This window comes from Nesterenkonia cremea (assembly GCF_014642675.1).
Taxonomy (GTDB): Bacteria; Actinomycetota; Actinomycetes; order Actinomycetales; family Micrococcaceae; genus Nesterenkonia; species Nesterenkonia cremea.
Genome location: NZ_BMIS01000012.1, coordinates 26,044 through 38,344, shown reverse-complemented (window position 1 = coordinate 38,344; position 12,301 = coordinate 26,044). Strand labels below are relative to the sequence as shown.

Sequence of the window (12,301 nt, the reverse complement as noted above, 5' to 3'; positions counted from 1 at the left end):
CCTGTTGCGCACATGAAGAAGGGGCCGGAGGAATCATCCTCCGGCCCCTTCTTCATGCCGTGACCTTCACCGCCGTTGCCTTCACGCCCTTACGGCGTGAGTCCGGCTCAGAGTCCGTCGCGCCAGGAGGCCGAGGCGTACTTCTTGCGGTAGCGGGCCGCCCGCACCGCCAGCCAGGCCTTGCGCAGAAGGGACTTGTCCCCGCCATAGTGCAGCGGGTTGCCGATCTTCTTCTCGCGGATGAACCGCACGACGTCCTCGCGCACACCGGGCTCGGTGACATACTCCTTGAGGATGTACTGGGGCACCACGGTGAAGAGCACATCCTGATCCACAAAGGTGCACTCGCCGCCGCGCCGTCCGCGGACCAGGTCCTCCACCAGGTGCCGGGCCAGGTTCTGACCCTGCATCGTGGCGTAGTAGCTGGAGCGGCCCTGGCGCACGTTGACCTCGAGGACCTTGAAGACGCCGTCGCGGGAGTCGTACTTCAGATCGACGTTGGCGATCCCGGTGTAGCCGATGGCCTCCAGGAAGCCCTTGAGCTGCTCCATGACCTCGCGGTCGAACCGGGAGATGATGGCGGTGTAGTTGCCGATGGCGCTGGCCTCGTGCTCCTGCAGCACCACCTGGCCGAAGTTCACGAACTCGGCCTCGCCGTCGCTGTTGAGGTAGAGCACCGAGTCCCAGATGTAGGTGTCATCGCCGGGGATGAAGTCCTGGATGATCAGAGTGTCCCGGTAGCCGCTGGCCTCGATGGTGGCGATGACCTCGCGGACCTCCTCCATGGAGTTGACCCGGTAGACCTTCTCCTGGCCCTCAAACTTGTTCCGGTAGTACTCCACGCCGTTGCTGGGCTTCAGGATGGCGGGGAACCGAGAGATCTCAAGGTCCACCGGCTCGCCCACCTGGTGGATATGGGTCTCCGGGATGTTCAGCCCGTGCTTCTCAGCCAACGGGTAGAAGGCCTCTTTGACCTGCAGCTGGTTCAGCAGCTCCTCGTTCGGACAGTTGAACAGGAAGCGGGCGCTGAGCTCCTCAGCATGCTCGATGATCAGCCGGACGTAGTGGTCGTTGGTTCCCACCAGCACCAGCGGGGTCCGCTCGCCCTCTGCCGAACCGGCGTCGAGCTGTGCGGCGCAGTCGAGCAGCGCGGAGACGAAGATCTCGGCCTCGTCGAGGTTCTCCACCAGCGTCACCGACTCGATGATGGTGCTGTAGTGGGTGAACCCCATCTGCACCTTGCCGAGCACATGGGGCTTCACCCCGTAGGCCTCATGGAAGGAGGCCGCCATGTGGTACGCGTTGAGATCGGTCCCCACGATCACGGGGACAAAGTCAGTCTTCATCCTTCAGATGATCCCAGGCTCAGGCGAAATGAGCGATCAGATCGACTTCCACCGGTGTGTCCAGCGGAAGGACGTTCACACCCACAGCGCTGCGGGCATGCTGGCCGGCGTCGCCGAAGGCCTCCCCCAGCAGCTCAGAGGTGCCGTTGATGACCCGGGGCTGACCGGTGAAGTCCGAGGCTGAGGCGACGAAGCCCCCCACCTTGGCGATCCGCGTGATCCGGTCCAGGCCGCCGTCGTAGTCCTGCAGCGCGTGCTTCAGCGCGGCGATCAGGTTGACCCCGCACCGGCGCGCCAGGTCGAAGGCCTGCTCCTCGGTGACCTCGGCCCCCACCTTGCCGGTCAGCGGCAGAGAGCCCTCCACCAGCGGGAGCTGGCCGGAGACGTAGACGGTGCCGCCGCCGTCGGGATTCTCCACCACGACGGCGGGCTGGTAGGAGGCCACCGGGGGGACCACATCAGGGATGGTGATCCCCGCCTCGGCCAGACGCCGTTCGACCTGAGATGAGCCGTTCATCACACCCGCCGTTCAGCCCTTGGGGCGCTTGAGGTAGGCCACCGGCGCATTGCCCTCCGGGCCGGGCAGCACGGTGACGAGCTCCCAGCCGTCCTCACCCCACTGATCGAGGATCCCCTTGGTGTTGTGGATGATGAGCGGAATGGTGGCGTATTCCCACTGGATCGGTTCCGAATCAGACATGTCCACCACCCTAGTGGACTTGACCGTCCGGATACCATAGAGGCTATGGCGTCTCGTAAGTCCCCTCTCTTTGACACAGCCACCACGGTCGGCAAGATCATGTCCTTCCTGGGCGTGAGTGCGCTGTGCGGCCTGTTGGCCGCGGGGCTCATCTTCCCCCTGGCAGCCACCGGCGGCGCCGCTGCCGCCGCCGGTTCCGACATCCTCGACGAGCTCCCCACCGAGCTGCACGAGGAGCCGCTCTCGACGCCGTCGCGCATCTATGCCAACGACGGCGAGACCGAACTGGCCACCTTCTACGCGGAGAACCGCGAACCGGTGGGCATCGATGAGATCTCCCAGGACATGCAGGATGCGATGGTGGCCATCGAGGATGAGCGCTTCTACGAGCACGGGGGCGTGGACGCCCGGGGCGTCACCCGCGCCGCTGTGCACAACTTCACCTCGAGCAGCGAACAGGGTGCCTCCACCATCACCATGCAGTACGTGAACAACGTGCTGGTCAACGCCGCCTACCTGCGCGGCGAGTCCCGCCTGACCATCTCCGGCACAGGCGAGAAGACCTACGCCGACAAGCTGCAGGAGATGCGCCTGGCCGTCTCCGTGGAGAACGAGATGACCAAGGAGGAGATCCTCGAGGGCTACCTCAACATCGTTCTGCTCGGCGGCCGGAACTACGGCGTGGAGGCCGCCGCCCAGTACTACTGGGGCGTGCCTGCCTCGGAGCTGGACATCCAGCGCTCCGCCGTCCTGGCCGGCATGGTCCAGTCGCCCAACGGCTATAACCCCGAGGTCAATCCGGAGGCCTCCCAGACCCGCCGCGACGTTGTCCTGGACGCCATGCTGCGCACCGATAAGATCACCGAGGAGGAGCACGAGGAGGCCGTCGCCGTCGATGTGGCCGATGACCTCGAGATCAACCCGGAGGAGGCCGGCTGCGTCTCCGCAGACATGGCCCACTACTTCTGCGACTACGTCGAGGAGGTCATCCTCAGCGATGACACCTTCGGCCCGGACCGCGGATCCCGCGAGGAGCTGCTCAACCGCGGCGGCCTGCGGATCGTGACCACTCTGGACCCCGGCGCCCAGCAGGCGGCCGAGGAGGAGGCCCGTGAGGCCGTCCCAGCCGATGACCCGCAGGCCGTCGGCACGGCGCTGAGCACGGTGGAGCCGGGCACCGGCAACATCGTCGCCATGGCCCAGAACACCAACTACGATCCCGACGCCGAAGGCACGGGCAACACCACCATCAACTTCAACGCCGACTTCGACTATGGCAACAGCGGGGGCTTCGCGGCCGGTTCGACGCTGAAGCCCTTCGTGGCCGCCGCCTATGTGGAAGAGGGCGGCGCCATGGATGACGAGATCGACGCTTCCGAGGACCACTACCCCCAGTACGACTCCTGGGACGCCCACTGCCTGCCCAACGGCACCGCCACAGTCCTCGACGACGACGGATGGTCGATCGACAACGTCGCCGATGACGCCGAACGTGAGATGACCGTGGACTACGGCCTCTACTACTCGGTGAACACCGCGACGGCGGCCACCGCCAAAGGCGGCGACCTGTGCACGATCACGGAGCTCACCGACCGCCTGGACATCCACCACGCCTACAGCGGCGCCGGCCTGGACCCGTCCAACCCGTCCTTCGTGCTGGGTGCTGAGGAGGTCGCACCGCTGAACCTGGCCGCGGCCTACGCAGCCTTCGCCGCCGACGGCGAGTACTGCAGCCCGCGAGCGATCAGCGAGGTCACCGACACCCACGGCAACGAGTACGAGATCGCCGAGCCCAACTGCGAGCAGGTCCTGGACGAGGACATCGTGGCTCAGGTCAACGACTCGATGATCAACATCGCGGAGGGTCAGATCGCCAACAATGACCCGAACTTCCCGATGGCGGGCAAGACCGGCACCAACGACACCGCCTCCTCCACCTGGTTCATGGGCTTCTCCCGCGGCCTCTCCACGGCCGCCTGGGTGGGCCGCTATGACAGCAACGAGCAGCTCTACAACCGGACCATCGCCGGCGAGCACTACGAGGAGTTCTACGGCTCCACCATCGCGGGTCCGATGTGGCTGGACTACATGAACACTGTGGCGGAGGACTACAGCACCGAGGACTTCCCGGAGGCTGATGATTCGCCGTTCAGCGATCGCCGCGACATGAGCCGCTACGCCGGAGACGGCGGCGGCGGTGAAGGCGGCGGCGACGCCGATGATGATGACGACAACGGAGACGACGATGACTGATCTGGGGATCACCCGATGAGAGCATCCGCTCTGTTCACCGGCCTCGGCGCTTGCGCCGGGGCCGGTGCTCTGCTCGGAGGGGCCATACTGGTCTACGGCAACCGCGTAGGCCTGACCCGGTTCACCACCCGCGAGGTGCAGATCGGCCGACCGCGCACCCCTGACCAGCGGCCGCTGCGCATCCTGCACATCTCCGACATCCACTACGTCCCGGGTCAGCGGAAGAAGGCCGAGTGGATCCGCCGCCTGGCTGAGCTGGAGCCGGACCTGGTGATCAACACCGGGGACAACCTCTCCGACCACCAGGCCGGACCGGAGGTGCTCCGCGCCCTGGACCCGCTGCTGGATCTCCCCGGGGTCTTCGTCCCGGGCTCCAACGACTACTACGCACCCAAACGGAAGAACCCGGCGCGCTATCTGCTGGGCCCCTCCCAGCTGGATGAGGATCCGGTGGAGCTGCCCTGGCGGGAACTGTTCGACCAGCTGGGCGAGCGCGGCTGGGTGAACCTGGCCAACCGGACACATGTCGCCGAGGTCGCCGGCCACCGGCTGGAGTTCTCGGGCGTGGATGATCCGCATATCGACCTGGACGAGTTCCGGGGCTGGCCGGCCGATGAGTTGGGCGCTGGTGCGCCCGACGCCGGCGAGGCCAGCGGCGCTGAGCCGCACGGCCCGACGCTGCGGATCGGCGTCGCGCATGCTCCGGTGAGCTCGGCCCTGCAGAGCTTCGCCCAGCCGGACCAGGCCAGCGGGAAGCGGGCGGATCTGGTGCTCTGCGGTCACACCCACGGCGGGCAGATCTGTCTGCCGGGGGAACACGCCCTGGTGACCAACTGTGACCTCCCGCGCCGGCAGGCCAAGGGACTGAGCACCGTCCGCACTCCAGACGGGGATGCAGTGCCGCTGCATGTCTCCGCGGGCATCGGAACATCGGCCAAGGCACAGGTCAGATTGAACTGTCCGCCTGAATCCACCCTTCTGACCGTCTATCATTAGTTGTCATATGCAACAGAATGGTCTCTGGAGTACTCTGCGCCGACTCGGCCCCTACCTTGAGGGCCGCCGAGTCCGCTGGGCTCTGGGACTGTTCTCCGCCATCGGCGCCGCCGTCGTCGCGCTCACCATCCCACAGGTGCTGCAGGTGCTGGTGAACTCGGTGCTGGCCGAGGGCGCCGGAGCTGCGGCGGTATGGACCGCCGTCGGGATCATCCTGCTGCTGGGCGCCCTGGAGGCCGGGCTGATCTATATGCGCCGGTTCTTCGTGATCCCACCCTCCTCCGACGCCGAGACGGCCATGCGCACCCGGCTCTTCGACCGGCTGACCGACCTGCCCACCGCCTTCCACTCGGCCTGGGGCGCGGGTCAGCTGCAGTCCCGGGCCATCGCTGATCTGAACCTGCTGCGCCGCTGGTTCGCCTTCGGCGCGCTGATGCTGATCACCTCCATCGTAGCGATGCTGGTGGGATTCACCCTGATGCTCACCCTCTCCCCGCTGCTGACCCTGGTCTTCCTGGTGGCCGCGGTACCGATCCTGATCATCGGGCCAAGGTTCCGCCGGCTCTTCGTCCACTACTCGCGGGCCTCCCAGGACCAGGCCGGCGAGGTGGCCACCGCTGTGGAGGAATCTGTCCACGGCATCCGCGTGCTCAAGGCCTTCGGCCGCGGCGGCCATGCCCTGGAGGGCTTCACCTCCCGGGCCGATGAGCTGCGGAGCCTGGAGGTCTCCAAGGCCCATACGCTGGCCCGCTTCCTGGCCGCGATGGTGCTGCTGCCCGAAACCATCCTGGGCCTGTGCCTGCTGATCGGACTGTGGCAGGTGGCCAACGAGGAGACCACCGGGATCACAGTGGGCGCACTGGCCGCCTTCTTCGCCACTGCCGCGGTGCTCAAGCAGCCCATCGAGAGCGTGGGCATGCTGCTGGGCATGACCTTCACCGCCAAGACCGCCATCGATCGGCATATCGAGGTCATGGACTCCGAGAACACCATCGCCTCCCCCGCCGCCCACGGCGGCGAGCCGGTCAGCCCCCCGGAGCAGGGACGGATCGAGCTGAAGGACGTGCGCTTCAGCTACCCCGACGCCGAGCCGGACGCCCTCCCGGACGGCCGCAGCGAGCTGCTGGACGGGGCCACCCTGACCGTGGAGCCCGGAGAGACCATGGCCCTGGTCTCCGGCACCGGCGGCGGAACCTCCACCCTGCTGAACCTGATCCCGCGGCTCTATGACGTCACCGGCGGCAGCGTCCAGGTGGACGGCGCCGATGTGCGCGAGTTCGACCTGGCGGACCTGCGCTCCCGGATCGCAGTGGCCTTCGAAGACCCCACGCTCTTCTCCGCCTCAGTCCGCGGCAACGTCCTGCTGGGCACCGTCCATGAGCGCGATGAGGATGACTCGCAGCACCCGCCCCGGAGCCAGGCTCCGGGGCGCAAGGACCTGGATGAGGTCCTGGCTGAGGCGCTGCGGATCGCCGACGCCGACTTCGTGGAGAACCTGCCCGAGGGTGTGGACACCCGGATCGGCGAGGAGGGCCTGAGCCTCTCCGGCGGTCAGCGTCAGCGCCTGGCCCTGGCCCGGGCCATCGCCGCCAGGCCTTCCATCCTGCTGCTGGATGATCCGCTCTCCGCACTGGACGTCCGCACCGAAGAGCGAGTGACCGCCCGGCTGCGCGAGGCGCTTGAGGGCACCACTACGCTGCTGGTGGCCCACCGCCCCTCCACTGTGGCCCTGGCCGACCGGGTGGCCCTGCTGCACCAGGGCCGCGTGGTCGCCGTCGGGACCCATACCGAGCTGCTGGAGAGCAGTGCCCTGTACCGGAAGGTGATGAGCACCGGAGCCGCGGCCGCCGGTGTGGACGCCCTGCTCGAGGAGGCGCCCCATGGCTGAGCAGACTCCGCAGGACCAGACCGCACAGGATCCCTACCGACACCTGCGCGGCACTGCCGGCGAGGAGCGCGTGGAGCTCAGCCGCGAGGAGCGGAAGTTCATCCGGCGTCGTTCCTGGTGGCTGCTGGTGCGGCTCTCCGAGGGTGTGCGGCTGAAGCTGCTGCTGACCGCGCTGGCCGTGCTGGTCTCCCAGGCCTGCCAGGCGGCTACGCCGCTGATCGTGGCCTTCGCCATCGACTGGGGGCTGCCACGGCTCACCGAGGGCCAGAGCTCTGGGATGTGGCTGCCGGGCACCGCCTATATCGCCTGTGCGGTGATCGCGGCCGTGCTGATCTTCTTCTACACCCGGATGACCGCCGAGGCCTCCCAACAGATGCTCTACCGGCTGCGGCGCGAGGTCTTCCGCAAGACCCAGCAGCTGAGCCTGGACTTCCACGAGGACTACACCTCCGGCAAGGTCATCTCCCGGCAGACCTCCGATCTGGAGTCGCTGCGCGAGCTGCTCGACGGCGGGGTGAACTCGCTGGCCCAGGGGCTGGTGTTCATGACCTTCACCGCGGGGAGCATCTGGCTCATGGACTGGCGCTCCGGGCTGCTGCTGGTGGCCGCGATGATCCCCATCGCCTTCCTGGCCCGCTGGTATCAGAAGAACTCCGAGGTGGCCTACCGGCGCACCCGCATCTCCTCAGCCCGGATGATCGTGCACTTCGTGGAGACCATGACCGGCATCCGCGCTGTGCAGGCCTTCCGCCGTGAGGGCGCCCGCTCCCGCCAGTACCACCGGCTGGCGAAGATCTACCGGGATGACATGGTCCGCTCCATCAGTCTCTTCGGGATCATGCAGCCCTCCCTGGTGCTGATCGGCAACCTCACCGTCACGGCGGTGCTGCTCTGGGGCGGCTTCCGCGCCTTGGACGGGGACCTCGGCGTCGGGGTGCTGGTGGCGCTGGTCCTGGCCACCAAGCGTGCCTTCCAGCCGCTGGACATGATCGCGATGTTCTACAACTCCCTGCAGTCGGCCACCGCCGCGCTGGAGAAGGTCTCCGGCCTGCTGGAGGAGGATCCCACCGTCACCGAGGCGGAGCAGCCGCAGGGACTGGAGCAGGCGCGCGGTGAGCTGGAGTTCTCCGACGCCGAGTTCCGCTACCCGGCCCACGGAACCGACGACGCCGGCCCCGTGGTGCTGCAGCGCATGGACCTTCACATCCCAGCCGGCCAGACGGTGGCCGTGGTGGGACGCACCGGTGCGGGCAAGTCCACGCTTGCCAAGCTGTTGGCCCGGTTCTACGACGTCAGCTCCGGCAGCGTGAGCCTGGACGGCATCGATCTGCGCGAGCTGGCCGTGGAGGACCACCACCGGCATGTGGCCATGGTGACCCAGGAGGCCTTCCTCTTCTCCGGCTCCGTGCGGGAGAACATCGCGCTGGGCCGGCCGGATGCCACCGAGGAGGAGATCATCGCCGCGGCCCGCGCCGTAGGGGTCCACGAGTTCATCGAGGCGCTGCCCGCGGGCTACTCCACCGATGTGACCACCCGCGGCGGGCGGCTCTCCGCCGGGCAGCGGCAGCTGGTGTCCTTCGCCCGCGCGTTCCTGGCCGATCCGGCCGTGCTCATCCTGGACGAGGCCACCTCCTCGCTGGACCTGCCCAGCGAACAGCTGGTGCAGCAGGGCCTGGAGCGGCTGCTCGGCCGGCGGACGGCGCTGATCATCGCCCACCGGCTCTCCACAGTGGCCATCGCCGACCGTGTGCTGGTGGTGGATGAGGGGCGGATCGTCGAGGACGGCAGCCCGGATGAGCTCATCGCCGCCGGCGGGTACTTCGCGCGGCTGCATTCCGCCTGGCAGAACTCGCTGGGGTGAGGCGGCACCTCGGCGCGGATAAGCTGTCAGGGATGACCGAATCTTCTTCTGTTGTGACCTCTGGTGCCCGCAGCGCCTCCCGCGTGAGGCTGGGCGAGTGGATCGAGTCCACCCGCATCCAGCGCTTCATCATCCTGGTGATCCTGCTCAACGCAGCAGTCCTGGGCATGGAGACCTCCCCCGCACTGATGGCCTCCTTCGGGACGGTGCTGGTCAGCGTGGACACCGCGTGCCTGGCGATCTTCGTGGTGGAGATCGTGCTGAAGCTGATCGCCTTCGGGTGGCGGTTCTTCCGCGACCCCTGGAACGTCTTCGACTTCCTGGTGGTCGGCGTCGCACTGGTGCCGGCCGGAGCAGGCTTGGAGGTGCTGCGTGCGCTGCGCGTGCTGCGTGTCCTGCGGCTGATCTCCCAGCTGCCCCAGCTGCGCAAGGTGGTCGGCGCACTGCTGGCCGCCATCCCCGGGATCCTGTCCACGGGCGCGCTGCTGGCGCTGATCTTCTACGTCTCAGCCGTCATGGCCACCACGTTCTTCCGCGAGACTCTTCCGGAGTACTTCGGGGACCTGGGGGCCTCGCTGTTCAGCCTCTTCCAGATCGCCACCCTGAGTTCCTGGGAGACCATCGTCCGCCCGGCCATGGACGAACACTCCTGGGCCTGGCTGTTCTTCATCCCGTTCATCATCCTGGCGGCCTTCACCGCCCTGAACCTGATAATCGCGGTGATCGTCGACGCCATGAACACCCTGCACGACATGCCCAGCTCGAAGCTCGGTCAGGAGCCGGAGGAGGGCCTGGAAGGTGCCGCTGCGGAGGATGCCGAAAGCGAGCCCACCCGGGACAACGAGATCCTCTTCGAGGAGATCCGCGCGCTGCGGACCGAGGTCGCCCAGCTCAGCGAGTCGCTGCAGAACCGCTCAAGCGGTGCAGCCGCTGAGCTGAGCCGCCGGGGCTGAGCAGGCACTGAGCCCGCCCAGCCGCCGCGGCGCAGGTGTTCAGAGCTCCAGCTGCTGACCGGTGAGCCGCTGATAGGCGTCCAGGTAGCGCCCCCGCGTCGCGGTGACCACGTCCTGAGGAAGAGCGGGAGGCACGACGCCGGAGCTGCGGTCCCATCCCGAGGCCGGCGAGGTCAGCCAGTTCCGCACGTACTGCTTGTCGAAGCTGGGCTGAGCAGCTCCCTCGGCCAGATGCTGCTCCCAGCTTTCGGCGGGCCAGAAGCGGGAGGAGTCCGGGGTGAGCACCTCATCGGCGAGCACCAGCTGACCGTCGGCGTCCACGCCGAACTCGAACTTGGTGTCGGCCAGGATGATGCCGGCCTCGCGCGCCCGCTGTTCAGCCAGCGCGTAGACCTTCAGCGCCGCATCCCGCAGTCGGGCGGCCTGATCCACGCCGATGGTCTGCTCCAGCTGGGCGAAGCTGATGTTCTCGTCGTGGCCGCCCTGCTCCGCCTTGGTGGAGGGAGTGAAGATCGGCTCGGGCAACCGGGACCCGTCCTTCAGACCCTCGGGCAGCGCGATGCCGGTGACCGTCCCCTGCTCCCGGTACTCGGCATAGCCGGAGCCGGTCAGGTAGCCGCGGACGATAGCCTCGGCCTCGATCATCTGTAGGCGGCGCACGATGACGGCGCGGCCGGCCACCGCCTCGGGCACCTCGGTGGAGACCACCTGGTTGGGGATGCCCTCAGCGGCCAGCTGCTCAAACCACCACAGGCTCATCTGCGTGAGGATCCGACCCTTCTCCGGAATGCCGGGGCTCAGCGCGTAGTCGTAGGCGCTGATGCGGTCGGTGGCCACCATAAGCATGACGTCCTCGCCGTCCCAGGCAGAGCCGGGAGCCGGAGCGTAGAGCTCACGGACCTTGCCGGAGGACAGGTGCACCCAGCCGGGCAGCTGCGGGGCCACCTTGATCTGGCCGGAGAGCGCCTCGCGGGCGATGTCGCGGCGGTGCTGGGCACCCTCCCAGGAGATCTTCTCCACTCCTGCGTAGGAGCGCTGCACCGCCTCCTCCAGAGTGGCGCCGGTGCCGACCACGGCAAGCACCCGCCCGCCGGCGGTGACCAGCTGGCCGGCGTCGGGATCTGTGGGGTCCTCAGCGCGGGCAGTGCCGGCGTGGAGCACTGCCACGCCCTCCAGCTCCGCTGCCTCCTGCAGACCGCTGATCGGGTCGCCCTTCCGCGGGCTGTCCGGGTAGTTCTGGGCGGCCAGCACGACGTCGGCGGCGTATCCGTCCCGCCAGGCGAGCTCCTCTCCCTCGCGCTGGAGACGCTGCCCCAACGTCCCGGCGGCACAGTCCATCAGCAGCTGGCCCAGCGGAGTGGCCAGGCGCTCCAGGACCGCCTGGGTCTCCGGGTCGCCGAAGCGGGCGTTGAACTCCACCACGCGCACGCCGCGGGAGGTGACGGCCAGGCCGCAGTAGAGCACGCCCACAAAAGGAGTGCCGCGGCGGGCCATCTCGGCCACTGTGGGGCGGGCGACCTGGTCCATGACCACACCGACGAAGTCCCGGGTGGTGCCAGCCTCGTCAGTCTCCGTGTAGCCTTCCAGCCAGTCCAGCGGGGTGTAGGCGCCCATGCCGCCGGTGTTGGGGCCCTGGCCGCCGTCGAAGATGCGCTTGAAGTCCTGGGCGGGGCTCAGCGGGACCAGCTCCTCGCCGTCGGAGAGGACGAAGAGGGAGACCTCGGGGCCGTCCAGGAACTCCTCGATGACCACGGAGCCGCCGGCCTCGAAGCAGGCCTGCGCGTGGGCCACGGCCTCGGCGCGATCCTCGGTGACCACCACGCCCTTGCCTGCGGCCAGACCGTCGTCCTTGACCACATACGGGGCGCCGAAGCGGTCCAGAGCGGACTCGGCGGTGCTCAGCTCCTCGGCGTGCACGGAGCCGGCGGTGGGGACCTGCGCGGCCTCCATGATCTCCTTGGCGAAGGCCTTGGAGGCTTCCAGCTCGGCGGCCTGGGCGGAGGGGCCGAAGACGGGGATGCCGGCGGCGCGGACGGCGTCGGCGACGCCGGCGGCCAGCGGGGCCTCCGGACCGATGACCACCAGGTCATAGCCGCGCTCGGCGGCGAGTGCGGCCACGGCGTCGCCGTCGTTCGCATCGATGCTGTGACAGGTCACGTCCTGGGCGATGCCGGCATTGCCGGGGGCCGCTTCTACGGTCTGCACCGCCTGGTCGCGCAGAAGTGCTCGGATGATCGCATGCTCTCGGCCTCCGGGGCCCACCACCAGTACCTTCACAGGCACCAGCCTAACCGGAATGGGGCC

General features: G+C 68.1%; 9 protein-coding genes. 5 read left to right on the top strand and 4 right to left on the bottom strand.

Features of this window, described 5'->3' with window-relative positions:
- Nucleotides 1-107: 107 nt before the first annotated feature.
- Genes IEW85_RS11705 through sp36 form a run of 3 tightly spaced genes read right to left on the bottom strand, consistent with a single transcriptional unit; the run spans nt 108 to nt 2,046 of the window.
- Complete coding sequence (locus IEW85_RS11705) at nt 108-1,346, bottom strand: carboxylate--amine ligase (protein WP_188685924.1); 1,239 nt, start codon at nt 1,344-1,346, stop codon at nt 108-110.
- Between the two features lie 19 nt (nt 1,347-1,365).
- On the bottom strand, nt 1,366-1,863 hold the full coding sequence (locus IEW85_RS11700) for a RidA family protein (protein WP_188685922.1): 498 nt from the start codon (nt 1,861-1,863) through the stop codon (nt 1,366-1,368).
- A 12-nt stretch (nt 1,864-1,875) separates the two neighbouring features.
- The gene (gene sp36 / locus IEW85_RS11695; RefSeq protein ID WP_188685920.1) at nt 1,876-2,046 is read right to left on the bottom strand and encodes a Sp36 family protein; all 171 of its coding nucleotides are present in this window, start codon (nt 2,044-2,046) and stop codon (nt 1,876-1,878) included.
- A 45-nt stretch (nt 2,047-2,091) separates the two neighbouring features.
- Here sp36 and IEW85_RS11690 point away from each other — a divergent pair, with 45 nt between their 5' ends.
- Genes IEW85_RS11690 through IEW85_RS11670 form a run of 5 tightly spaced genes read left to right on the top strand, consistent with a single transcriptional unit; the run spans nt 2,092 to nt 9,997 of the window.
- Complete coding sequence (locus tag IEW85_RS11690; RefSeq protein WP_229658993.1) at nt 2,092-4,299, top strand: transglycosylase domain-containing protein; 2,208 nt, start codon at nt 2,092-2,094, stop codon at nt 4,297-4,299.
- 15 nt (nt 4,300-4,314) lie between these two features.
- Nucleotides 4,315-5,295, top strand: a complete 981-nt coding sequence (locus IEW85_RS11685) for a metallophosphoesterase (protein ID WP_188685918.1) — start codon at nt 4,315-4,317, stop codon at nt 5,293-5,295.
- Nucleotides 5,296-5,302: 7 nt separating this feature from the next.
- Nucleotides 5,303-7,183 (top strand): ABC transporter ATP-binding protein, encoded by a 1,881-nt coding sequence (locus IEW85_RS11680; protein WP_188685915.1) that lies wholly within the window; start codon nt 5,303-5,305, stop codon nt 7,181-7,183.
- Entirely contained in the window at nt 7,176-9,044 is a 1,869-nt protein-coding gene (locus tag IEW85_RS11675) for an ABC transporter ATP-binding protein (RefSeq protein ID WP_188685913.1), read from the top strand. The genes IEW85_RS11680 and IEW85_RS11675 overlap by 8 nt, the downstream gene beginning before the upstream one ends.
- Nucleotides 9,045-9,076: 32 nt before the next feature.
- Nucleotides 9,077-9,997: an ion transporter gene (locus IEW85_RS11670; protein ID WP_188685911.1), complete on the top strand. Its 921-nt coding sequence runs from the start codon at nt 9,077-9,079 to the stop codon at nt 9,995-9,997.
- Between the two features lie 39 nt (nt 9,998-10,036).
- Here the strand turns inward: IEW85_RS11670 and purD are convergent, their stop codons facing one another.
- Entirely contained in the window at nt 10,037-12,274 is a 2,238-nt protein-coding gene (gene purD / locus IEW85_RS11665) for a phosphoribosylamine--glycine ligase (RefSeq protein WP_188685909.1), read from the bottom strand.
- Between the last annotated feature and the right edge of the window lie 27 nt (nt 12,275-12,301).

What these genes read in the sequence shown, in the direction of transcription:
- IEW85_RS11705 (WP_188685924.1), bottom strand. Translation starts at nt 1,346, where the DNA reads ATGAAGACTGACTTTGTCCCCGTGATCGTGGGGACCGATCTCAACGCG.
- IEW85_RS11680 (WP_188685915.1), top strand. Translation starts at nt 5,303, where the DNA reads ATGCAACAGAATGGTCTCTGGAGTACTCTGCGCCGACTCGGCCCCTAC.
- IEW85_RS11670 (WP_188685911.1), top strand. Translation starts at nt 9,077, where the DNA reads ATGACCGAATCTTCTTCTGTTGTGACCTCTGGTGCCCGCAGCGCCTCC.
- IEW85_RS11690 (WP_229658993.1), top strand. Translation starts at nt 2,092, where the DNA reads ATGGCGTCTCGTAAGTCCCCTCTCTTTGACACAGCCACCACGGTCGGC.
- IEW85_RS11700 (WP_188685922.1), bottom strand. Translation starts at nt 1,863, where the DNA reads ATGAACGGCTCATCTCAGGTCGAACGGCGTCTGGCCGAGGCGGGGATC.
- IEW85_RS11685 (WP_188685918.1), top strand. Translation starts at nt 4,315, where the DNA reads ATGAGAGCATCCGCTCTGTTCACCGGCCTCGGCGCTTGCGCCGGGGCC.
- IEW85_RS11675 (WP_188685913.1), top strand. Translation starts at nt 7,176, where the DNA reads ATGGCTGAGCAGACTCCGCAGGACCAGACCGCACAGGATCCCTACCGA.
- sp36 (WP_188685920.1), bottom strand. Translation starts at nt 2,046, where the DNA reads ATGTCTGATTCGGAACCGATCCAGTGGGAATACGCCACCATTCCGCTC.